The sequence below is a fragment of the Shouchella phoenicis genome (genome assembly GCF_047238345.1).
GTDB lineage: Bacteria > Bacillota > Bacilli > Bacillales > Bacillaceae_D > Shouchella.
This window is the reverse complement of record NZ_JBDFMQ010000001.1, coordinates 3,687,771-3,711,427: the sequence shown is the minus strand read 5'-3', so window position 1 is coordinate 3,711,427 and position 23,657 is coordinate 3,687,771. Positions and strand designations below refer to the sequence as shown.

The window sequence follows — 23,657 nt, the reverse complement described above, 5'->3', positions numbered from 1 at the left end:
AAAGATCGTTGCTACAACGATTTAAGGCAGTTTTTTCCTTGCAATGAGGTCGTTCAATCTTTGTCTGTTTGCAATTCCTTGTAAATCCAATTAAGCTTAAGCACAGATAAACTGGTGACGAAAAGGGTGAAAATGGATGACCGCAATCTTATTAATTGAAGATGATCAAGCACTTTTTGCTGAAATAAAACAACAATTAAAGCAGTGGGATTATCGTGTCTATGGGATTGATGATTGGAATCAAGTAATGGAGACATATACGAAGGTGGAACCTGACCTCGTTTTAATTGATATTCAACTCCCGAAATATGATGGGTTTCACTGGTGTCGTATGATTCGGACCCATTCAACAATCCCAATCTTATTCCTATCTTCAAGAGAACATCCAATGGATCAAGTGATGTCAATGCAGCTTGGGGCAGATGATTATATACAAAAACCATTTCATTTCGATGTTTTAATTGCCAAAATTCAAGCAACATTACGGCGCGTCTATAATTATAATAGCGAACAAAAACATGCCTTTCTTATGTGGCATGGAGCAACGATAAATGTTGAAAATAACACGGTTTCTACTGAAGAAAGCAAGATTGAGTTAACGAAGAATGAAATGTTTATTCTTAAGCATTTAGTTTCAAAGAAAAACCAAATCGTTTCGCGAGACGATCTCATCCGTGAACTTTGGGACGATAAGCGTTTTGTTAGCGACAATACATTAACTGTAAACGTTAACCGACTACGTAAACAGCTAGGAGCATTAGGTTTAGGGAGCTACATTGAAACGAAAGTTGGACAAGGATACGTAGCGACCGAAGGAGAAGCGTGATGAAAAGACGGTTTATGAAAGAAAGGGGGGCGTGGATTGCCTTCATCTTCTTTCTGCATGGATTTATTTTGTTTATTGCAGCTATCGATCAAAGTTTAGATGTTGAGAAAATTGGCTATCCATTATTGCTTTCATCTATTTTATTCATCATCTTTATTGTGTTTCGTTATTATAAAGAATCACGATTTTACCAGCAGTTAGAACAGTACGATCAACATGAACAACTCTCCGATTTACCAGATGGTCAATCCCCCTTTGAAACGATGGTAGAAACCGCCTTTGAAGAACAACGAAACCATCTTTTTCAAAAATACATGACTCACCGTCAACAAGTAGACAACGATAAAGATGAAATGATGGCGTGGATTCATGAAGTCAAGACACCATTAACAACAATGGGGCTGATCATTGATCGGCTTGAAGAAAAAGAGGCGAATACAGCTCTTCATCTTGAATGGCTACGCATTCACCTCTTATTGGATCAACAACTTTATCAAAAGCGTATGGATTTTATTGAAAATGATCTTTATTTGGACAAAGTAGAGCTCGAGTCGGTGTTTCATCAAGAAATTCGTACGTTTCAGCAGTGGTGCATGCAAAAAGGGATTGGAATTGAGCTTGAGCTTAAAGAACCTTTTGTATACAGCGATGCGAAATGGCTGGCTTTTCTCATTAGGCAAATCCTTTCCAATGCGGTGAAGTATAGTTATTCTGGAGACATTTCCATTTCATCTCAATCCCACAACGGACAAATTGAGCTAGTGGTAAAAGATGAAGGCAAGGGAATTGCGGAGCAGGATCTATCACGTATTTTTGAAAAAGGATTTACCTCGACAACGTTCCACCATGAGCAGGCTGCAAGTGGGATGGGCCTTTATCTTGCAAAGAAAGTGGCAGATGGACTTGCGATTCAATTGACGGTTCAATCAACACTTGGAAAAGGAACGACGGTAACAATGTTGTTCCCCCGAAAAAATCAATTCACGTCGCTCACAAGCATGTGACAAGAGTGTCACATGCTTTCGCATATTGTTCGCTCTTTCGAAGGACTCTATTTGCAGATCCTCCTATACTGAAGTTACAGAAAGACAGGGATAAAAGAGGAGTGTTAACGTGGAAATTCTACATGCAAATAAGTTATCTAAAAGCTACGGGAATAAGTGGAATAAACAAGAAGTACTAAAGAAGATCGACCTACGCATTTACGAAGGTGAATTTGTCAGCATTATGGGTGCATCAGGTTCTGGAAAGACGACGTTGCTCAACGTATTGTCGACAATCGATCGGGCAAGTGGCGGATCGATTTTAGCCAACGGAATGGAACTTACAGGGATGAAGGAAAAACATCTAGCTGAGTTCCGAAAAAAAGAATTAGGCTTTATTTTTCAAGAATACAACTTGCTCGATTCTTTAACCGTAAAGGAAAATATTATTTTACCTTTAACGGTTCAGAAGGTGAGTAAGAAGGAAGCCTCAAGCCGATTTGAGACAATTGCAAAACAGCTTGGAATTGAAGAGCTGGCAAATAAATATCCAAATGAATTATCAGGTGGACAAAAACAGCGAACATCTGCAGCGAGAGCTTTTATCCATGAACCGAGCATAATCTTTGCCGATGAACCGACTGGCGCACTTGATTCAAAAGCAGCCTCTAGCTTGTTGGAAAAGTTAAGTCAGCTCAATGAAGAGCGCAAGGCAACCATTATGATGGTCACCCATGATCCGGCTGCAGCAAGTTATGGATCAAGTGTCGTGTTTATCAAAGACGGTGAAATTTTTACGAGATTAACAAAAGGTGGGCAATCAAAAAAGGCATTTTTTAAAGATATTATGCAAACGCAAGCAGTGTTAGGCGGGGTTCATGATGAGTAATGCACTAGCCCTTAAGAATTTAAAAAAACACGCAGGCACTTACGCGATGTACTTCTTTTCCATTAGTTTTAGTGTGGCGCTTTATTTTGCGTTTGTCACATTGCGGTATGCGCCGGCAATGGAAACCGTTGAAGATACGATGCGTGGTACAGCTGGTATTGGCATAGCTTCTGTACTGTTATTTTTCATCATTGCTTTTTTCCTTCTTTATGCAAATAACCTGATGATGAAGCGCCGAAGTCAGGAGTTAGGGCTTTTGCAATTAATTGGGATGACAAAGCAGCGTATTTTCCGTCTCGTACAGCTAGAGATTCTGTACCTTTACCTTATTGCTCTTGTCGTCGGCATTACAGCTGGGTTTTTGTTGTCAAAGTTAGTGACGATGATTTTATTAAACATCATCGGTGTAGAAGAAGTGGTTTCGCTTCATTTTTCTGGTACAGCTTTTCTCCAGACGTTGCTGGTGTTTATAGGAATCTACTTGTTTGTAATGCTGACGAATGCCTTATTCCTTAAACGTCGTACCATACTGCAGCTGTTTCATTTTCGAAAGCGTACTGAAATTGTAGTAAAGAAGTTAAGTGTCTGGGAAGTGATTATTGGCATCTTAGGCATTCTTCTTATTGGAAGTGGTTATTACGTTTCAACGATTCTTTTTAGTGAGACCATTGCAAGTACTGCAGGAACATTATTTTTAGGCATGGGCTACACGCTAGGTGCCGTTATTTTAGGAACGTATCTATCTTATCGAGGTTCCGTTTCCTTCTTGGCAAAACTTGCCCGTAAAAAACAAGCAGGGTATATGTCTGTCACAAAAGTCTTGTCTCTCTCGTCAATTATGTTTCGGATGAAATCAAGTGCGATGTTGTTAACGATTATTACAACAGTTTCTGCACTAGCAATTGGTTTACTATCGTTGAGCTATATTTCCTACTATTCCGCAAGCGAGAATGCTCAATTTAATGCGCCAAATCATTTTGGTTTTATAGATGAGCAAGATCGAACGGACCTTATCCATTTTCTAGATGGAGAACAAATCGCGTATGAGTTAAAAGAAACCGAAGTAAAAGAAATTTATGCCGATGTAGACGATCTTTTTGTTCAAGAGAATGATTCTTTTTTTGTTGATACGGAAGCGATGCTCCTCCCTATGATAAGTGACAAGGACGTAGAAGGAGTCTCTGTACAAGCTGGGGATGTTTTTTTTACACCGATGGCGCCGGTCTTAGAAGTTGTCATGGAGCTTAATGATAGCGGCACGGTCTCCATTCATACGCCTGAAGATCAAATTGATTTGACGTTTATTGGGGAAGGCGAAGAGCCAGTAGTCAACTATATCTTAACAGTCGGTGGGTTACCTGCACTAATTGTGGCAGATGAGGTGTATCAACATGTGGACTCGGAAGAAGCGCCACGAACTGAATACGCCGTAAATATTGCGGATCTATCTGAATTGGAAGAAGCAAACAATTGGTTTATGGACAACACCCATTCATTTAACGAATTGGCTATATCTCAGCTAGAAAGCGAGCAATCTCAAAAACAACAAATGGGGCTAACCATGTTTATCGTAGGGTTTCTTGGTTTTGCGTTTTTATTTACGTCAGGCTGTATCCTTTATATTAAACAAATGGATGAAAGTGAAGCGGATCAACCAGACTATACCATTTTACGAAAAATTGGATTCACGAAAAAAGATTTGCTCAAAGGGCTAAAAGTGCGCCAACTTTACAACTTCGGCATTCCGTTATTAATCGGTTTATTGCATAGTTATTTTGCCGTACGTTCGGGATGGTTTATGTTTGGAAACGAAATGCACATTCCGATGCTCATCGTTATGATTGTGTACACTGCGCTCTATTCTGTGTTTGCCATTCTTTCTGTTGCACATTCAAAGAAAATCATTGATCAATCATTGTAAGCCGAGAAGACAAGGGTGACGCCCTTGTCTTTTTTAGCATTTAATCCGTTAGCTGTAGCCGAGCTTCCTCGAGTGTTTCCCCTACTAACCGAAAGCGATGGTCTCGATTCTCAACGATTTCGAGTGAAAAAACTTGCTGTAGATCGTACGATTCCTCGTCGACAACAAGAAAGAAGGAGAAGTCATGTTCGTCACTAGATATCCACTCATTTTCCTCTGTAAATTCAAACGTCATTTCTTCCCCTTTTTTTGTAATGGATCCATCTGCATTGTAGGTTCCACCCTTACCAGATTCATAATCAATCTCAAAACCTTGAACCGGAATGTCTGATTCATTGACAATCGTAACGGACATGAACGATTTTTCCTCTGAAATCGGTTGATTTATACAGCCACTAGCTAGTAGAGGCAGAATAAGTAGAGGCAAGATCATTTTTCTCAAAAGGGTTCCTCTTTTCTGTTTTCTCTTATTGTATGACTATATTTATCGATTATCAATAAAAAATTATTATTAAAGGATATATTTTATAAGTGAAGTCTTTCTCCTAATAAGAAAATTGGTTGAAGTTTGACTCGCTTTTGTGAATGCAAGCATAATAGATGCAAGAACAAGCTCTTTGGGAGGTAGCGTAATGTATCAAAGTTTAGAGGAATGCGTGCTCGATCTAGAGCAACATGGTCACCTTGTGCGCATAAAAGAAGAGGCTGATCCTTACCTAGAGATGGCATCTATTCAGCGTAGAGCATACAAAGAGGGCGGACCAGCAATCTTATTTGAGAATGTAAAAGGCTCAAAGTATCCTGCGGTCGCAAATCTTTTTGGCTCCATTGAACGAAGTAAGTTTATGTTTCGAAAAAACTGGGATTCGGTGCAGAACATTATTGCGCTTCGGGATGATCCGATGCAAGCTGTGAAAAGTCCGTTTAAACATATTGGCAATGGATTTTCAGCACTAGCAGCGTTGCCAATGAGAAAGCCAGGCTTAAATGGGTCAAAACTAGAAGAAATTGAATTAACCGATATCCCCTTCATTCAATCGTGGCCAGATGATGGGGGTTCGTTTATTACCTTGCCGCAAGTGTATTCAGAAGATCCGGACAAGCCGGGGATGATGTCTGCCAATTTAGGCATGTATCGCGTTCAGCTTGATGGCAATGAGTATGAGGTCGGAAAAGAAGTTGGATTGCATTATCAAATTCAACGAGGCATAGGTGTTCACCAAACGAAAGCGGTAAAGCGTGGGGAGCCGCTTAAAGTAAGTATCTTCATTGGTGGTCCACCAGCTCATACACTATCAGCGGTTATGCCGTTACCAGAAGGGCTTAGTGAAATGTTGTTTGCTGGTTTGCTAGCAAATCGACGCTTTCGCTATGGTTACGTTGATGGCTACTGTATTAGTCATGATGCCGACTTTGTAATTACAGGTGAAATTTATCCAGATGATACGAAGCCAGAAGGGCCATTCGGCGATCATTTAGGTTATTATAGCTTGACGCATGAGTTTCCAGTAATGAAAGTTCATAAAGTCTACGGTAGAAAAGGCGCGATTTATCCATTTACGGTAGTCGGCCGTCCGCCGCAAGAAGATACGAGCTTTGGTGCGTTAATTCATGAAATAACAGGGGATGCGGTAACGCAAGAGTTACCAGGTGTGAAGGAAGTACATGCAATTGATGCAGCTGGGGTTCACCCGCTTTTATTTGCTATTGGGAGTGAGCGTTATACCCCGTATGAAAAGGTGAAAGAGCCTACCGAGTTACTAACCATTGCAAACCGTATTTTAGGTTTTGGCCAGTTAAGCTTAGCGAAGTATTTGTTTCTAACTGCAGAAGACGAAGAGCCGATTCATACACATGATGAAGCAGCGTTTATTCAATACATTTTAGAGCGTATTGATTTAAAGCGAGACCTTCACTTCCAAACGAACTCTACCATCGATACGCTCGATTACAGCGGAACAGGCTTAAATCGAGGTAGTAAAGTGACCTTTGCCGCTTATGGTGATGTGAAACGGGACCTTTGTAAACAAGTGCCAAATGGAATGAAGCAGGTTAAAGGTATTCAAGATGCAAACCTCGTCATGCCAGGAGTTGTTGCAGTAGAGCTTACGACTGATTTTGAAGATTATGAGTCGGTTGAAGAAGAAATGAAGCAATTAGCAAATGGATTGAGTGAAGTAAATGTAGAGCGGAGTCCACTCATTGTGGTGTGTGACGATAGTGAATTTCTTAGTGAATCATTGGAGAATTTCTTATGGGCAACATTCACAAGGAGTAACCCGTCTCATGATATTCACGGTGTTAATGCGTTCATCGAACATAAACATTGGGGTTGTGATGCCGTCATCATTGATGCGCGGTTAAAACCGCACCACGCACCGCCGTTAGTAGAGGATCAAGATGTAGAAACACGTGTGGATCGTTTCTTTGAAGAAGGCGGCGTACTTGCTGCTCAGGAAGAAGAGGATGAAGAACAAGAATAAAGGAGAGGCTCTGGCTATCATAGGTAGTCAGAGTTCTTTTTAATAAGTTGGACATAGTAACAGAAGCGAACGTAAAACGATGTATTGACATTTATCTCGAATTAGTTATAATTTAATTAGAGATATTTTACTTTTTGAGGAGGTACTCATATGAATCATTTAAAAGGTGTTCACCACGTAACAGCCATTACAAGTAGTGCAGAAAAGAACTATGAGTTTTTCACTTATACACTTGGCATGAGGCTAGTGAAGAAGACAGTCAACCAAGATGATATTCAAACGTACCATTTGTTTTTTGCGGATGATAAAGGAAACGCAGGAACAGATATGACATTCTTTGATTTCCCTGGTATTCCTAAAGGGTCACACGGAACAGACGAAATCTTTAAAACCTCATTCCGAGTACCGACGGACGAAGCAATGGATTACTGGGAAAAGCGTTTTGATCGTTTAAGCGTCAAGCACACTGGTGTGAAAGAAGAGTTTGGGAAGAAAACTCTTTCGTTTGTAGATTTTGACGATCAGCAGTATCAATTGATTTCTGATGAAAACAACAAAGGTGTCGCTGCAGGTGTACCTTGGCAAGATGGTCCAGTTCCATTGGAATATGCAATTACTGGACTCGGTCCCATTTTTGTCCGAGTTGCGAATGTAGATTTCTTTAAACAAGTTCTTGAAAATGCGCTTTTCTTCAAAGAAATAGCTCATGAAGGTTCACGATTCTTATATGAAGTTGGAGAAGGCGGAAACGGTGCACAAATTGTTGTGGAGCATAATTCCATTCTGCCGCGTGCGCAACAAGGCTATGGCACTGTTCACCACGCTGCATTCCGAGTAGAAGACCGTGCTGTACTTGATGAGTGGACGAAGCATCTTGAATCTCTTGGCTTCCAAACATCTGGTTATGTAAATCGTCATTTCTTTGAATCGCTGTATGCGCGCGTTTCTCCGCAAGTGTTGTTTGAATTTGCTACAGATGGTCCTGGATTTATGGGAGATGAGCCGTACGAAACGCTTGGTGAAAAACTATCGCTCCCACCGTTTCTTGAGGCGCAACGAGAGCAAATTGAAAGTGCCGTTCGACCAATCGATACGGTTAGAAGCACGAAAACGATTGAAAAAGAATACGAATAGTGCCCAAACCTACCCTAAGTCAGTGCTTTAGGGTAGGTTTTTTCATATGAACATTGAAATCTTTGCGAATTGTGTAGGGTTTGGCTATGATTATGGTGTAAGGATTTGTTAATGTAGTAATGGAAACGATTTTTTAGCCAATACTAATGACTGGAAATGAATAAAAGGAGTGCAATGACATGTCAGACATGAAACAAACAGCTCATATTAATCCTACAGGAGAGATTGCGGAAACGGTCCTTCTTCCTGGTGACCCGCTACGCGCAAAATTTATTGCAGATACGTTCTTAGAAAATGTTGAGCAGTTCAATAGTGTGCGTAATATGTTAGGGTACACAGGTACGTATAATGGAAAGAAGATCTCCGTTATGGGTACGGGAATGGGTATGCCTTCAATGGGAATTTACTCATGGGAACTTATCAACATTTATGGCGTTAAAAACTTAATTCGTATTGGTTCTTGTGGTGCGTTACAAGATAACTTAAATTTATACGATATCATTATTGGAATGGGTGCTTCTTCAAACTCAAGCTATGTGAGTCAATACCATATTCCTGGTCACTATGCACCTGTCGCTTCATATTCTTTACTTGAGAAATCAAAGCAGATTGCAGATGAAAAAGGATATCCAGTCCACGTTGGAAACATCCTTTCAAGCGATACGTTCTATAGCGCTGATAAAGAGGCAAATGACAAATGGCGTAAAATGGGGATCCTCGGCATTGAGATGGAAGCAGCAGCTCTTTATATGAATGCAGCTGAAGCAGGCGTGAATGCACTATGTATCTTAACGGTCAGCGATCACATTTATAAGCAAGAAGAAACAACAGCGGAAGAGCGCCAAACATCATTCACAAAAATGATGGAGATTGCGTTAGAGCTAGGTGAATAATGGATTTTAAAAAGGTTTGGCATAAGCGCCAAACCTTTTTTATATGCTTAACACCAGCGTTGATTGGGCATCATTAAAAAAGAAGTTTTAAAAAATGAGATGTGGGTATGGGAAAGGAGCTAAGAAAATCAGACATCCCGCTTTAGGTTTAAAGGAGCAGATTATATGGAAGAAATGAAATTTGAATCGAATTACGAATCCGTTATTGAAGTATCCAACAAACTATTTAAACTTATTTCCAATAAATTAGGTGTGAACACCGCTTATATTGCAAGAAAAGAAAACCAAACGATAAAAATCGTAAATGCCTATAATGATGAAGAAACGATTCTCTCTAAAGGCTTAGAACTTGATTATGTTCAATCTAGCTGTAAGCAAGTGTTTGAGAATGATAAAGACTATGCTAGATTCGAGAATCTTATGACAAACCCGCACACGCAAGACCAGCTTGCAGCTAGAGAGTGGAACGTACGTGGCTTTATGGGCGTAAAGTTAAAGAGTATGGCAGGGGACACATTTGGTACCCTTTGCATCATGGATCATGAAGAAAAACGATTTAGTGATGATGATATTGAATTTCTTAAGACCATTGCGAGCGTGCTCTCTTATATTATCGAGCTTGATGAAACATTTGCTGACATTGAGCTTTTGAGCGTTCCAATCATTCCGATACGAAGAGGTTTAGCTATTTTAGCGATCCAAGGAAACATTAATAAAAAGCGAGGAAAGAAGATTTTAGAAGATACGATGAATTATGCCCTTGATCATCGTGTTAATCATTTTATTATTGACCTATCGGAAGTGAAGTATAGCGCATCGAGTTTTGCAGAGTTGCTTCATTCGCTTGTATCGGCATTAAGATTGATGGGTGTAAAAGTCATGTTGTCAGGTGTTCCTGTTCAGCTTGCCCATGAACATCATATTCGAGATCAACTTGTCGGATTAGACGTGGCATTTGTGAAAACGATTGAAGCGGCGTTAATGAATATCGGGTATGTTTTAAAAGATGTAAAAAAGGATAATGAATAAAAGATCTTATGATTGCAGGAGGTTTCTATGTTTGATGATTTATGGAACTCTACGTATGCATTACTATCAGATACAGAGTTCTGGATAACCGTTTTAAGTACGCTTGTAAAAGTTATTGTTATTTTAATTCTTGCTCGTATTGTTTTAGGCGTGTTAAAGCGGGTCATTTCAAGAGTTTTGCAGAAGCGTGATGGAAAGTATGTAAATGTCTCAGAACAACGAAGTAAGACGCTCACTTCCCTTTTACATAGTGTTGTAGCAAATGTGGTGTATTTCATCGCAATCTTGCTTGTATTGGATGAACTTGGGTTTAATCTAGCATCTGTTCTTGTAGGTGCAGGTGTACTAGGGCTCGCCATTGGTTTTGGTGCTCAAAACGTCGTTCGAGATGTGATTACAGGATTCTTTATTTTGTATGAAGATCAGTTCTCGGTTGGCGATTATATTACAACCGGACAGTACACAGGAACAGTTATTGATTTTGGGTTACGCGTAACCAAGATTCAAGATTGGACAGGCGAAGTCAATATCATTCCGAATGGTCATATTGAAGACTTGAAAAACTACTCCAAAGAAAACTCCTACGCAGTTGTAGACATGCGCGTCTCGTACGGGCACGATTTGGAGGAATTACAACAACTCATTATGGACGCGAGTCTTGTTGTTTATGAGAAAGACGAAAACATGATTGAAAAGCCAGATATGATGGGCGTTACAGATATTAGTGAGTCTGGTGCTGTTATTCGTGTCATTGCCCTGTGTAAGCCTGTTATGCAGTGGGGCGTAGAGCGAGAAATACGTCGAGCAATTCTTGATTCTTTTAATGAGAAAGGAATCGACGTGCCATACCAACAAGTAACGGTTCACCAAAAAGAAGCATAAGTAGACAGAAGAACCCCCTTGCAGAACGGCGCTGCAAGGGGGTTTTGACAATGAAATACGATTTCTTGCTTTTATTTACTTCTCATTGCCATTTTTGTTGTCTTTCTAAAGACTCTACGTCTTATTAAGTTTAATAACGGCTGTCGTTTTTCACCAATTAGACCAATAAGCTCAGCAAAGAGCTGAATGAGTACCGTGACAACAAAGAGTAGCAGAAGCGAGAGCCAAAGGTTGGACATGGTCATTAAAAGGGCTGCACTAGCAAATAAAATACTCACCCCGTAAATGGTTAAAACGACTTGCTTATGGCCATATCCTTTTTTTAAGAGACAGTGATGCAGGTGTCCTTTGTCTGCCGAACCAATGCTCTGCCTGTTAAGTTTCCGTCTGATAATCGCAAAGAACGTATCCATAATAGGTACACCTAAGATGAGGATTGGGACAATTAAACTAACCATGGTCACGCTTTTAAATAACCCAACAATGGATAGAACCGCAATCATATAGCCGAGAAAGAGCGAGCCGGTATCTCCCATAAAGAGTTTTGCAGGGTGAAAATTATAAAACAAGAAACCACCAACACTCCCGATAAGCGGGATGCCAAACGCAAACACAAGCCCGTAGGCAGCTGGATTTCCTGAAGCGAGTACAAGCATAGTGGTTAATGCGATCACGCTGACTCCCGCGGCTAGTCCATCTAGCCCATCAATTAAATTGATGGAGTTCATAATCGCAATAAGCCAAAAGATTGTAATGATTGTGCTAAGAAAACCAAAGTCTACTCTGTCTCCAAACGGAATGGAGATAAATTCGATGGTTAAGCCGGAACTTACGACAATACCTGCTGAAACGAGTTGAGCAAGCAGTTTATATTTAGCTTTAAGAATAAACCGGTCATCAATTAAACCAATTATGATTAATGGCAAGGCACCGAGAATAATAAATAGTGTTGTTCTCATGTCGGCCTGCAAGCGATCTGTCACAAATATGAGACCAGCAAGCGTGCCAAGAATAAACGCAAGGCCACCAATTCGTGGCATCGCTTTTTGATGAACTTTGCGCTCATTTGGTTTGTCGACAAAGCCAAACCGGTGCGCGAAACGAATCATAAAAGGGGTAAGAATGAGCGTACTTATAAAGCTGATAAGGCATGCAAGAATTAGAGAGTCCATGATGTGCTCCTCACTTTGCTTCGTCTAAATTGTGATGGGTGGTTAAAGTTTTTTGACCCCATTCCAAGCATAGCTACAAAAAACAAGGCATGCTTTTGCAAAGGGTAGTGCTTCGTGTTTCCGATAAATCTCCCAATTCTGTTTAGCGGCTTTCCATTTATTGCTCGATATGGAGTTTCCTACTTTGCGGTATGCGGCAAGCTCTTCATTCATGCCATATGCAATCGTTCCTGTTCTTAAAATGTTCAGCCATAGCATGAAGTCTTGCCTTGTTCGAATGGTTGGCATTTCGAGCTTGCCTAATGCTTCTCGATTGAGCATGACCGTTAAACAGCCAATAATGGTATTGGCAAGGAGTTGGTCATAGGAGATCTTTTCAGGCGCTGGTATAATCTTAGACCGTTCGCTCCCGTCTTCGCGTATGATGCGGTAGCTTGTAAACGTGAAGACATAATCATTTTCCTCCATGAACTGGACTTGTCGAGCAAGTTTTTCGGGTCGCCATAAGTCGTCACCGTCCAAAAATGCAACGTACTTTCCTTTGGCGTGATGTAATCCAATATTTCGTGCCACAGCAGCTCCACGATTTTGTGGTAAATGATAAAGGTGAATGCGTGGGTCTTGCTGCTGAAACAAATCTGCAATGGCTTTGCTTTGATCGCTAGATGCATCATTGATAAGTAATAATTCCCAATTTTCGTATGTTTGATTGAGAATCGATTCAATGGTTTCTGTCAAAAAAGTCTCGCAATTATATACAGGTGTAACAATGGAGACAAGGGGAGCTGCCATTAATCATCGACCTCCGTAATGGTTATAATTGTCCATAGGTTCTCAACCTTTTCATATTCGACGAGTGTGTTCGACCAGGCTAACGTGACACCTTGATCGTTCTCTGTGATAACGATTGGATCTTCAGTCGTTTGAATGGTAAGGAACTGTTGCAGCTCTTCGTCTGTTAAATCCTCTGAAAAATGCTGAGACAGCTTGTTACGTTCACCATTTGCAGCTACGAATGTTGCTGCAAGGTGATGCCGTTTAATTTCTCCAATCGTTTGGGCGTCAACAGTTTCAGCAATTTCTCGGTATGGATTGGCGTTATTACGATCGATGAAAAAGAAACCTGTTAAAAATAGGATGACGATTGTGCCAATGGCGATATTCCGTAACAAGGAAAGGCCTCCTTACTTGGTTCCTGTTTGTGTATATAAGGCTTTTGAAAACACATTCGCTCCAGATAGAGATCGTCCATCTACTTTTGTGCGACCAATAGAGTCGTAATAAAAACCATATTTCAACATTTCTTCAGGTTTGAAAAGGTTACGACCATCAATCACGATGGGTTCATTCATAAGCGATTTTAGTTCATTTAAATTAATGGCTTTAAACTCCGGCCAATCAGTTAAAAGAAAGACAGCATCTGCAGACTTGACCGCTTCTTGCCATGATGATGTTCGTACTAAATTTGGTAGTACACGCTCCGCTTGGCTTTGAGCAACTGGGTCATACCCGACGGTTGTAGCGCCAGCATGATGGAGCGCTTCTACAAGATCAATCGACGGTGCAGCCCTCATATCGTCAGTATTCGGCTTAAATGCTAGACCTAAGACAGCGACTCGCTTTCCTGCAAGAGAGGGAGGATAAACGCTTTTTAATTTATTAAAGAGCCGTTGGCGCTGCTCTTTATTGACTTTTTCAACTGCTGGTACAATTTGTAAGTCGTAGCCCGCTTGCTGGGCAACGCGGATGAAAGCTTGAGTGTCTTTTGGAAAGCAAGATCCTCCGTAACCAACTCCTGCTTGTAGATAAGAAGGACCAATACGGTGATCAAGGCCCATAATGGTAGCAAGTGCCTCGATATCAGCACCGACGTTTTCACATACGTTTGCTACTTCATTTATGAAGCTAATTTTGGTTGCTAGAAACGCATTTGCTGCATACTTTGAGGCTTCAGCTGTTTCAATACTTGTCACAACAATGGTTGTTGGAATAGGTTCATGTAGCTGTCGTAATACGGTTTCCGCAACAGCATCTTCAACGCCGAACACAGCTCTTTCCATTTCTAATGTATCCTTTATGGCGTTGCCCTCTCGTAAAAATTCAGGGCACGATGCAACCGAAAATTGCTGATGACCACAGCTAAATGCAATCCATTGTTTAATCTTTCTATTTGTCCCGATTGGTACCGTACTTTTCGTGACGACTGTTACGCCTGGAGTTAAATAATGACCAATATCTAACGAAACACGTTTAATAAATGATAAGTCTGCCGAGCCATCTTTGTTTGCAGGTGTCCCAACAGCGATAATGATTACTTCTGCCTGTGCCATCCCACGTTTCATATCTGTTGTAAAAGAAAGGCGTTGCTCGTTTCTATTCTGATCCAGACGCTCTTTCAAGCCAGGCTCATAAATCGGCACAACCCCATCCTGTAAGCTTTGTACTTTATGGTGATCTTGGTCTACACAAATGACGTGATGACCAAGTGAACTAAAGCAAACCCCTGTTACAAGTCCTACATATCCTGTTCCAATTACACATACATTCATGACGTAGTCACCTTCGCTTTCAATAATGTAGATTTCTGGCTTGCGATCGAGATTTTTTGACGTGCTAATTCAGTGAGACCGGCGACGATAACGATAATTAGCCAGAATCGAGGAGAAGCAAAGTCAGCACGATAAAGGCTTGTAATACCTAGATGAATCCAGAGCACGAACGCGACGCTGTAATACAGATGAGCGTTACGTGCCTTCCACAAGTACGTGGCAATAACCAAAAACGCTACTGCAAATAGAAGCCCACCTATTAATCCGTGTTCAAATAGCAGATCAACAAACACATTGTTCGAAGTGCCACTTACAGCGCCTTGATGACTGAGAAACTTTGTCCGAGCTAAAAAGTCATAACTACCAGGACCAAATCCAAGTAAGGTATTAAAAGGCGAGTAATCGAACAGCCAAATGAAAGGAAAAACTAACATATAAAGTCGACTATGGTGCATGACATCGAAGAGTCCGTCAAGTCTACCGAGAATTGGCATAAAGAGTGCCGTGATCAGTTGCGGAAAAACTGTAAATGCTGCGAGTGCGATCCCGATCGCACTTAGTGCGCCATACAAGAAGATTTTTTTAGGTACATTTTTTCTCAATACGAGTAAAAGAAAGGTTGTAAAACCGACAATCGCTAAGTTGATATAGCCACTCACGGAAAACGATAAAACCAATACAAGTACTGCAAAAGAGGCGAAGACGAGATATGTTTTTCTAGTAAGGAACAAGGCCCCAATAATTAATCCGTCTATTAGAAAAGGCACGAGAAAACTGGGTTCGTCTGTGAAAGACGTTAATCGAAAGTTAAACAACACATCGTTATTCACGCTATGTACGTACGCACGGGTTTCAAACCCTGGCATAGGGTAACCAATCGTAAAGTGTAAAAACTGCCATATGCCCCCAGCGGTGAGAATAATAATACCAATCGTATAGCCATACATAAGCGATGTTGTGGTTTGATGGGCATTTTTATAAAGAAACGTTAAAAGACAGATGCTTAAAAGTGAATACATCGTTAAGTTGATCAGCCGATTCAGTAATGACTGCTCCATATAAGCAAGGTACTCGACGGATTGAATCGAACTGAGAGCAGAGACAACCCCAAGAAGCGAAAGAAGAGCTGGAAATGTAACGGCTCCGATCATGAGTAAACCAATTCGGTTCATTTCTTTGAGCGGTAAGACTTCCCGCTCTGCCATCAAAACAAGGATAAACAGTAGACAAGTTAAGAACGTTAGCAAAACAGAGGTAGGGATTGGCAATAGGTGCTGGAACGTTCCAATGACGGCAATGGGTGCACAACCTGCATAAAAAGACATCGCTACATAGACAGGAATGGTACGTCTACGAGCTACTGGATAGATGAGTGACTGCATAGATCGATTAATCCTTTCACATTGAACTGCCGTCATCGTAACACGATAAATAAGGGCGTTTATAAAGGCTTATTAAAGATAAGATTAAGATTTTAGTGGAGTGATCTTTACGTTTTTAATGAAAATGGACATAGAGCTTAGTTTAATAGGGTTACCTTTTCGAAACGCGCTGTTTCTGCCTTTACAATCAAAAATGAGAGGTCTATCATCCCAGAGAAAATCAAGATATAGTGAGGAGAGAATTTATATGGAGGGTGAATGGAAGTGAAAAAAATTATCGTTCTTCTCTCGCTTATCTTTTTAATCGGATGTGGCAATCAAACGCTAGATGTACGATCAGCTTTAGAAGGAGATAGCTATTTACGTAATAATATTGAGCATTTATCGGAAGAGCAGTTTTTAACGTTTGCCAGCGAGGAGCAAAAGCTAAATCGCCACTCATATGAAGAATTCAAGACACAGTTAGACACCCATGACCAAACGCGCTACCTTCTAGTTGATAACCGAATCTATCGCTATACAGTGGAAGATGAGCTATTGTACGTAGCGGATTGGGTAGAAGAAGAGAACCTTCATAAATTAGATTCATTGACGTTTCCATAAAAAGAAGTCTTCATCGTTGTGATGAAGACTTCTTTTTTATGGATTTAACCAAAGTTGGGCGTACTGTTCGGCACAAGCCTCTACCGTAAACTGATGTGCGCGGTCCATTAACTTTGCTGGAGAAATAGGTTGAAGTAGGGCACACTCCATTGCCATAGCGAGTTCATGTGCGTCGCCAACAGGAACGAGGTGTCCATAAGTCCCGTTCGCAAGGATTTCTTTAGGGCCGCTTGGGCAGTTCGTTGAGACAACTTGTGTTCCGGCAGCCATCGCTTCTACAATGACGTTGCCAAACCCTTCGTATAAAGAAGAAAGCACAAAGACATCGGCTCGCTTCATAAAGGAATAGGGGTTGCTTTGATACCCAACAAAGCTAACGCAATCGTTTAGCTCTTTATCGACTACTTTCTTTCGTAAAGCTTCTTTTTCACAACCATCACCAACAAAAAGTAAACACGTATCTGGTCGGCGCTCATGAACGATAGCAAATGCATCAATTAAGGTTTGGTAATCTTTTTGCTCATGAAGTCTACCAACAGTTAGAAACACGTTCTTCTCATCAGTAGAAAAAAAGGGATGGTCCACACGCTGGTTCATTTTCGTTTTGAATTCAGTTGTTACAACAGGATTGTAGATCGTGTGCACAATCGGTAAGTCAGCTATCATTTGAATATCATCAGCGACGCCTTTTGAAACACCAACGACGTGATCGGCGTAGCGATAAGTACGTTTCACCCATTTTTTCATCTGTTCGGAAGAAGGGTTTAGTTTTGCTTGTTCACTTAAGTGAACGCGGCTTGAGACGAGTAACGTTGCGTTTGATCTGCTAATTTTTTTTGCAAAGATCACCAGCACGTTTAAATAATCTTTCGCTGAAAAAATAATGTCGGGTTTTTGCTTGCGAAAATAAGAAATCATTCCTGGAACAGCGGCTTTTGCTTGTTTTTTTGACAAGGAGATTACACGGACACCAGCTGGAATATGGGCGGCGTATTCGCCTTTTGGATTCATCACAACAAGGTCAACACGATACCCATGCTTGATAAAATAGTCGGCTAGATGAAGCGTCATGCGTTCAACGCCACCTGCATCAAAAGAGTAAAGAATAAAGGCAAGTTTCTTCATCTACTTCACCTCGCGATTTGCAAAAATAATTAGCTCTTTAACTGCCTTCGCATAATTTGATGCAAATCCATCAATAAATCTTGCTTTCTTAACAAATAAAGCTGTTAAAAAAAGAAAGCCAACAGGTGCATTGTACATCGCTTTAAATAACGGCCCCTTGCTTATAAGCTGGCTTTCCGAGAGTCGGGATTGGGGTGTAGGCTTCTCGTGATAGACGATGACTTCTGAGTAATAGGTGAGTTGCTTACCGTTTTTAATAAATTGCTTAAGAAAAAGATTCTCTTCACCGCTTGGATAGCGACTACCTAGTCCAAATGATTCATGGAACCGTAGTGTCTGAATGGAATCTTTTCGGAAAAATAATTCAATCGACGACGTTCGAAAAATCCGTCGCCCTTTCACAGATGCTACTGATTTAGAATGATAGTGTTTATACGGCTCGTTACGAACAGGGTCATAAATTTGAAAACAACATGCATCTACGCCATTCTCCATACGTTCATAAACTGTGGCAACAGCATGTGCTGGATACCAGCAATCGTCATCGGAAAACGTGACAATGTCGCCAGTAATGTGTGAGAGAGCACGGTTACGCGCTTTTGACAGGCCGCGTTCTTCCATTTGAATGTGTGTATAAGCAAGGGGCGTGTTGGCTAACCAACGACTGACCTTATCATGATTCGCTTGGGAGACGACGACTAGTTCCATTTCAATCTTTGTTTGTGCTTGGAGGCTATCGAGAAGACGGATAAAAGCTTGCTCTCGTTGACCTAAAGTGGGAATAATGATCGATAACATGCTCGTTCGCTCCTTTTATGTATGCTGGTTTTTATTCGCTTTCTTTTTTAAAAACATGTTCTTTAAATCTTTAAAATAGAGGCATCCACAAACGAAGCAGTAAGTCAGTCCCGCGACGAAGACTTGTAAAAGAGAGATGACTAATCGTTCATCACCAGCAAAGGGAAGCGCCGACAATGCCATAATCGCACTTGCAAACAAAATCTTTACAAAGTCTTTAACTGGAAAAGGTATTGTCGTTTGTTGTTTCATAAGAAGCAACCAGCTAGAGATGATTGCGAAAGCATAGGCGACAACCGTTGCCATTGCAGCACCTTCAAGCCCGTAAGATGGAATAAGTATGATGGTTAGTGCGACATTGACTGTGGCAGCCACCAACACAGGAATGACTTGAAGTTTCGTCTGTTTTGTGAGATGAAAAACGATATCAACCGCATAAAGTTTCATTCCTTTCAACAAAGCGCCGATTGCAATATAGGGTATGAGTACAATGGCCGTTTCTTGAAACGCAGCGCCTAAAAAGACTGTTGCCATAACGTCTTTTAATAAAATAAAGCCGATGGTTGCAGGTATGCCGACGCCTAAAAGCAAACGAGTATTTTTTCTTACTTGAGCCTTAGCAGCTTGTTCCCCACGGTTTTCTAAAGCTCGAACGGCTATCGGAAAAGCGGCTAAGTTAATAATGAGCATAAGAGTGAAAATAGATTGTTCCGTCAAGTCATAGGCAATTGCGTATTGCCCTGTGGCTTCTACGCCAACCATCGCATGAATGATAAGACGATCAGAATGGTGAATAATGATGCCAAGAAGCAGCGTAATCGTTAAAGGCAGTCCATATCCAGCGAATTGTTTTAAGAGCGTACTGTTTACTTGTGCCGGTTTCACGAAGACTCCCCATCGCTTAAAATTCATTGGTACGACTGCTAGAAGCAAGCCAATGATGAGCCCAACAACTAAGCCGAAAGCGCCATAGTCGAGTGTAATAAGGAGCGTTGCAAATAATAGCCCTGTAATCGCACGAATAAAAGCCATTTTTCCATAGCCCATTGGGTTTAACTCTGCTCGTAATAATGAGAGATTGAGCTGATACCAAGACTGACACCAAGATAAAAGTAAAACGAGCAAAAGGAACGATGGCGAAAGAAAGTTTGAGAATAGCATTAATGCTATTCCGATAAGGAAACTAATAACGATAAGCGCAATAAACGCAACTTTTATCGTCATATAGTAAGTCGTTTCCCCAACGTCACGCTGTTTCTGCATACGCAAAACACTTACTTTTAGCCATTCAAATACAACGGCATTAACGATGGCTGCATTTGCGAAAATAAGAGCGAATTGCCCATATTGCTCTGGAGAGAGTATGCGTGAATAGATGGCGATTCCTAAAAATCCAACTATTGCTGGGATGCCATGAGATAATAGATAAGCAAAAGCGTGTTTAGTAAGCAAACTCTACAGTCCTCTCGTTTCGTGCATTTCAAGATATGATTGTAGCAGAGTAAAAAGAATTTGAAAAAAAGCGCCGATTTACAAATGACATAAAGATTTAACAACATTAACAAAACCTTAATAATTAGGCATTTGTGTTCGTTTGAGTGCAGATGTATGTCATAATCTGTTCTTTATTTGAGCAAGCTCCGAACATTTATCAAGTATGTAATCGATTACGTTCGAACTTTTTTTTATAGTCGTATAATTGCGCTTTTTAAGATAGCGTTTACACTGAGGGGTACGTATGTCATACTACAATCAACGTATGTTATGCTTTCTTAATAAGCCTTGTTAAAGGGAGATTTCAATGACAAAGATCAAAATTGTGACAGATTCTACTTGCGACATAGAGTCATCAATTTTACAAGAATTAGGGGTTACTGTAGTCCCGTTATCAATTAACATAAATGGAAAAAGTTATTTAGACGGGGTAGATATATCGAAAAAAGAATTTGCCCATCTTCTTGTAACGAATGAAGAATTGCCAAAGAGCTCGCAACCCCCTGTTGGTGAGTTTGTACGAATTTACGAAGAATTACTTGATGAGCCTGATACGCATATCCTGTCTATCCATATGACAAGTGCGATGAGCGGAACTGTAGCTTCTGCACAAATGGCTGCGGACGAATTAAATGGACGAGTTACAGTAGTAGATTCTTGTTTTATTTCCATTGCGCTCTCATTTCAAGTGAAACGAGCTGCAGAACTGGCAAATAAAGGGGCTTCTTTAGATAATATTTTAACCGAACTAGCGGATATTCGTTCAAAAACGTCCCTTTATATTGTTGTAGATACACTTGAGTATTTAGCTAAAGGTGGCCGAATTGGTAAGGGAAAAGCGTTGCTTGGGTCGTTATTAAAAATTAAACCTATCGCTTCCTTACAAGATGGTTCATATACACCTGTTACAACAAAGCGTTCCCAGAAGCAAGTGCTTGACTTCTTATCGGAAACATTTGAAAAAGAAACTGAATCAAAAGACGTGGAACACGTAGGAATCGCCCATATTGAAGCAGAATCATTTAGTGAACAAGTGATGGATCGTCTAAAAAAGGTTCGCCAGCACTTTTCTTCGTCTATTTTAGAAACGTCACCTATTATTAGTACTCATACTGGACCAGGTGCAATTGCGTTGATGTACTACACGAAATAATAGTGGGCGAAGCATTTCACAAAAATAAAAGCAAAAACCCTTTTCCGTTTATGGAAAAGGGTTTTTTTCTACTCGAGGGATTGCTCTTCATCAAGAATAGCCCCTATCTGGGCGTAATGAACTAGTTTATGTACTTCTGCTTCGACGCGTTTTCGACTATGAGGAGAAACGAACCAATTCTCCTCTTTTGTACTACGGTCGTCTACAGGGGCGAGTGAATACGTAATCCAAGGTGGCATATAGGTGCGCATTGTTAACCATACTCGTAATGAATGAATGCTTGATGTAACAATGATGAGATGGTGAAGGTGATGAAGGTCAAAAGCGCGATCGAGAATGAGCAAGGAGGCAAGAACGTTTTCTTTTGTATGGAGAGATTGTTCTTCTGTTAAAATGTCCTTAGCAGGAATTCCGAGTTGCAGCGCGCGTTCTCGCATCATGACTGCCTCCGGTTTTTGGGAAGCATCCCAAGAGACGCCGCCGGAGAAAAGAAGTTTATTTGCTCGTCCTTCACGGTAAAGCTGAAGCGCTTTGGGTACTTTGTATTCAACAGCTTTACTGCTTCCAGGAACAAAGATGCAGTCTCCCGCTTTTCCGTCGTCTGTTGTGGAGTGATAGAGGAGCTTTGTAATTTGCTCGTCTGTTAATTGATTGGGCATTATTTGTGAGAGACGCATACCATTCCTCCTTATTTCATTGTGTTTTGTAATTGAATGATTTTTAATTGCTGTCTTTGTTCATCCGGCCACCAAGCGCCACAATCATCAGAAACGACACATGCGGCACATTTTTCTAGATCGTACACTTTCATTCCCGATATAGGCGGGGCATAGAGATGTAGCGTTAGAAGATTCTTTTGCCCTTCCATCCGATGAACGCTTTTTTGTGGAGCGAAAAAGACAGTGCCTTCGGAATGTTGTTTTTCGAAAAAAGGTTCTGGGAGTTTGCCTGGTTGTACGCTGAACAGCTGGTTGCGCACGCTTCCGTTCATGACTTGAATCCAACCAAACGAATGACCATGATCGTGAGGAGCACAATCAAGCCCAGACCAGTTCATGAGCAGAAGTTCTACATGATCAGATTGAAACAAAATTTTACGGTAATAGGGTTTGTCCCTACTTGATTGAATGTAAGGAGCTACGTCCTCGTATGTAGCATGGATTTGATTTAGTGCTTGACGCAATGTCTCGATAGTCGGCTTGTGTAGACTGTTTAAAACCTCCGTTAGTCGTTGTTCAAACATAAAAGCCTCCCCTCCTTATTTCCTGCTTTTCCGAAAGGTTAAACTATGGTTTGAAAGCAAGACCCCCCATATAAGTATGATGCCACCAATAAGACTTAGAAGTAAAATATCCTCTTTTAAAAAAAAGACAGCTGCCAGAAATGTAATAAACGGTTCAAAATAGAGAAAGCTCGACACGGTCGATGCATGCCACTGTTTTAATGCGGAAGCCCAGAGAAAATAGGCAACTGCTGAGACGAAAATTCCTAGAAAGAGCAGATGAGACCATCCATTTAAAGACAGCGCAGCTAACTGATAGACACTTTTTTCTAGATCAACGAGAGGGAACGTTAGGCCTGTCCCAATGAGACATAAGTAAAAGGTAATTGACACTGGGGGCAAAGGAATGCGAAGAGCTTTTACAAGTAAGGAATAAACCGCCCAATTTAATGTACTTACAAGCATAAAAAAGTGACCTGGCTGAAATGTTGTTAACGTTGGCGAACTAATCAGCAAAACACCTATAACAGCTAAAAGCAAACCCATGCTTTTTAAAAAATTCCAACGTTCTCCTAAAAAAATGATTGCCAGTATGAAAGTAAAAATAGGCACAAGTGAAATCATCCAGCCTGCATCAGATGCATGGATCGTCAGCAGTGCAGTCGATTGAAGCCACTGATGAATAAAGACTCCGAGTGTACCAAGAATAAATAAATGCGGGATATAGCGTATTGATAGTTTAAGCGGAAGCCGGAAGCATACTAATAGTACGAATAAAAAAAGTGTGCCAATAGAAAAGCGACTAATGAGAAGTGTACTGGGGTCAAGTTCAGTAAGCAGTGCTTTAGTAGAAACAAACGAAATACCCCAGAAAGTGACTGCTAAAAACGCAAAGCTAGCGGGAATAAGGTTTGTACGAGAATGGAACATGAACAAATCTCCTTCATGAAGAGTAAAGCCCTTTTTGCATTGTATGCTGCTATAAGAGAGAAATGTCCAAGCAATAAAAAAAGCCCCCAACATTTGTTGGAGGCTAAGGGGGATAGGGGAATACGCTACTCATTCTTACCACTTCAATCAAGTCTATACATTCTTTGTGAAAAAAATTAAAATGTGAAG

General features: G+C 40.7%; 23 protein-coding genes. 11 read left to right on the top strand and 12 right to left on the bottom strand.

The window, feature by feature from the left end; all coding sequences use genetic code 11:
- The first annotated feature begins 136 nt into the window (after positions 1-136).
- The 4 genes from ABC361_RS19725 to ABC361_RS19710 all read left to right on the top strand — a co-directional run bounded on the left by ABC361_RS19725 (position 137) and on the right by ABC361_RS19710 (position 4,619).
- On the top strand, positions 137-826 hold the full coding sequence (locus ABC361_RS19725; protein WP_413075534.1) for a response regulator transcription factor: 690 nt from the start codon (positions 137-139) through the stop codon (positions 824-826).
- Positions 826-1,830, top strand: a complete 1,005-nt coding sequence (locus tag ABC361_RS19720; RefSeq protein ID WP_413075533.1) for a sensor histidine kinase — start codon at positions 826-828, stop codon at positions 1,828-1,830. Before ABC361_RS19725 ends, ABC361_RS19720 begins: the two co-directional genes overlap by 1 nt.
- Before the next feature lie 109 nt (positions 1,831-1,939).
- Positions 1,940-2,698, top strand: a complete 759-nt coding sequence (locus tag ABC361_RS19715; RefSeq protein ID WP_413075532.1) for an ABC transporter ATP-binding protein — start codon at positions 1,940-1,942, stop codon at positions 2,696-2,698.
- The gene (locus ABC361_RS19710) at positions 2,691-4,619 is read left to right on the top strand and encodes an FtsX-like permease family protein (protein WP_413075531.1); all 1,929 of its coding nucleotides are present in this window, start codon (positions 2,691-2,693) and stop codon (positions 4,617-4,619) included. Before ABC361_RS19715 ends, ABC361_RS19710 begins: the two co-directional genes overlap by 8 nt.
- 40 nt (positions 4,620-4,659) lie before the next feature.
- Here the strand turns inward: ABC361_RS19710 and ABC361_RS19705 are convergent, their stop codons facing one another.
- Complete coding sequence (locus ABC361_RS19705) at positions 4,660-5,061, bottom strand: hypothetical protein (RefSeq protein WP_413075530.1); 402 nt, start codon at positions 5,059-5,061, stop codon at positions 4,660-4,662.
- A gap of 190 nt (positions 5,062-5,251) precedes the next feature.
- On the opposite strand from ABC361_RS19705, the gene ABC361_RS19700 reads away from it, so the two are divergent.
- From ABC361_RS19700 to ABC361_RS19680, 5 genes are all read left to right on the top strand, one after another.
- On the top strand, positions 5,252-7,102 hold the full coding sequence (locus ABC361_RS19700; RefSeq protein WP_413075529.1) for a UbiD family decarboxylase: 1,851 nt from the start codon (positions 5,252-5,254) through the stop codon (positions 7,100-7,102).
- A 150-nt stretch (positions 7,103-7,252) separates the two neighbouring features.
- Positions 7,253-8,236, top strand: coding sequence for a ring-cleaving dioxygenase (locus ABC361_RS19695; RefSeq protein WP_413075528.1), 984 nt, complete (start codon positions 7,253-7,255; stop codon positions 8,234-8,236).
- 179 nt (positions 8,237-8,415) lie between these two features.
- Positions 8,416-9,129: a purine-nucleoside phosphorylase gene (gene deoD / locus ABC361_RS19690; RefSeq protein ID WP_413075527.1), complete on the top strand. Its 714-nt coding sequence runs from the start codon at positions 8,416-8,418 to the stop codon at positions 9,127-9,129.
- A 165-nt stretch (positions 9,130-9,294) separates the two neighbouring features.
- Positions 9,295-10,158 carry an STAS domain-containing protein gene (locus ABC361_RS19685; RefSeq protein ID WP_413075526.1) on the top strand — a complete coding sequence of 288 codons (864 nt, stop codon included), beginning with the start codon at positions 9,295-9,297 and terminating at the stop codon, positions 10,156-10,158.
- Positions 10,159-10,185: 27 nt separating this feature from the next.
- On the top strand, positions 10,186-11,040 hold the full coding sequence (locus ABC361_RS19680) for a mechanosensitive ion channel family protein (RefSeq protein ID WP_413075525.1): 855 nt from the start codon (positions 10,186-10,188) through the stop codon (positions 11,038-11,040).
- Between the two features lie 71 nt (positions 11,041-11,111).
- Here ABC361_RS19680 and ABC361_RS19675 read toward each other — a convergent pair whose 3' ends face one another.
- Genes ABC361_RS19675 through ABC361_RS19655 form a run of 5 tightly spaced genes read right to left on the bottom strand, consistent with a single transcriptional unit; the run spans position 11,112 to position 16,143 of the window.
- The gene (locus ABC361_RS19675; RefSeq protein ID WP_413075524.1) at positions 11,112-12,212 is read right to left on the bottom strand and encodes a glycosyltransferase family 4 protein; all 1,101 of its coding nucleotides are present in this window, start codon (positions 12,210-12,212) and stop codon (positions 11,112-11,114) included.
- 42 nt (positions 12,213-12,254) lie between these two features.
- Positions 12,255-13,004 carry a glycosyltransferase family 2 protein gene (locus ABC361_RS19670; protein WP_413075523.1) on the bottom strand — a complete coding sequence of 250 codons (750 nt, stop codon included), beginning with the start codon at positions 13,002-13,004 and terminating at the stop codon, positions 12,255-12,257.
- Entirely contained in the window at positions 13,004-13,384 is a 381-nt protein-coding gene (locus ABC361_RS19665) for a hypothetical protein (RefSeq protein ID WP_413075522.1), read from the bottom strand. The genes ABC361_RS19670 and ABC361_RS19665 overlap by 1 nt, the downstream gene beginning before the upstream one ends.
- 12 nt (positions 13,385-13,396) lie before the next feature.
- A complete protein-coding gene (locus ABC361_RS19660) occupies positions 13,397-14,761 on the bottom strand; it encodes a UDP-glucose dehydrogenase family protein (RefSeq protein ID WP_413075521.1) in 1,365 nt (454 codons plus the stop codon).
- On the bottom strand, positions 14,758-16,143 hold the full coding sequence (locus ABC361_RS19655) for an O-antigen ligase family protein (RefSeq protein ID WP_413075520.1): 1,386 nt from the start codon (positions 16,141-16,143) through the stop codon (positions 14,758-14,760). The genes ABC361_RS19660 and ABC361_RS19655 overlap by 4 nt, the downstream gene beginning before the upstream one ends.
- A gap of 258 nt (positions 16,144-16,401) precedes the next feature.
- On the opposite strand from ABC361_RS19655, the gene ABC361_RS19650 reads away from it, so the two are divergent.
- Positions 16,402-16,746 (top strand): hypothetical protein, encoded by a 345-nt coding sequence (locus ABC361_RS19650; protein ID WP_413075519.1) that lies wholly within the window; start codon positions 16,402-16,404, stop codon positions 16,744-16,746.
- Positions 16,747-16,782: 36 nt separating this feature from the next.
- Here the strand turns inward: ABC361_RS19650 and ABC361_RS19645 are convergent, their stop codons facing one another.
- The 3 genes from ABC361_RS19645 to ABC361_RS19635 are packed head-to-tail and all read right to left on the bottom strand — an operon-like array spanning position 16,783 to position 20,121.
- The gene (locus ABC361_RS19645) at positions 16,783-17,871 is read right to left on the bottom strand and encodes a glycosyltransferase (protein ID WP_413075518.1); all 1,089 of its coding nucleotides are present in this window, start codon (positions 17,869-17,871) and stop codon (positions 16,783-16,785) included.
- Positions 17,872-18,669 carry a glycosyltransferase family 2 protein gene (locus tag ABC361_RS19640; protein WP_413075517.1) on the bottom strand — a complete coding sequence of 266 codons (798 nt, stop codon included), beginning with the start codon at positions 18,667-18,669 and terminating at the stop codon, positions 17,872-17,874.
- A gap of 15 nt (positions 18,670-18,684) precedes the next feature.
- Positions 18,685-20,121: an oligosaccharide flippase family protein gene (locus ABC361_RS19635; RefSeq protein ID WP_413075516.1), complete on the bottom strand. Its 1,437-nt coding sequence runs from the start codon at positions 20,119-20,121 to the stop codon at positions 18,685-18,687.
- Positions 20,122-20,470: 349 nt separating this feature from the next.
- On the opposite strand from ABC361_RS19635, the gene ABC361_RS19630 reads away from it, so the two are divergent.
- The gene (locus ABC361_RS19630; protein ID WP_413075515.1) at positions 20,471-21,316 is read left to right on the top strand and encodes a DegV family protein; all 846 of its coding nucleotides are present in this window, start codon (positions 20,471-20,473) and stop codon (positions 21,314-21,316) included.
- Positions 21,317-21,384: 68 nt separating this feature from the next.
- Here ABC361_RS19630 and ABC361_RS19625 read toward each other — a convergent pair whose 3' ends face one another.
- The 3 genes from ABC361_RS19625 to ABC361_RS19615 are packed head-to-tail and all read right to left on the bottom strand — an operon-like array spanning position 21,385 to position 23,468.
- Entirely contained in the window at positions 21,385-21,993 is a 609-nt protein-coding gene (locus ABC361_RS19625) for a YdcF family protein (protein WP_413075514.1), read from the bottom strand.
- 11 nt (positions 21,994-22,004) lie between these two features.
- Positions 22,005-22,559: a cysteine dioxygenase gene (locus ABC361_RS19620; protein WP_413075513.1), complete on the bottom strand. Its 555-nt coding sequence runs from the start codon at positions 22,557-22,559 to the stop codon at positions 22,005-22,007.
- Positions 22,560-22,574: 15 nt separating this feature from the next.
- On the bottom strand, positions 22,575-23,468 hold the full coding sequence (locus tag ABC361_RS19615) for a DMT family transporter (protein ID WP_413075512.1): 894 nt from the start codon (positions 23,466-23,468) through the stop codon (positions 22,575-22,577).
- Positions 23,469-23,657 lie beyond the last annotated feature (189 nt).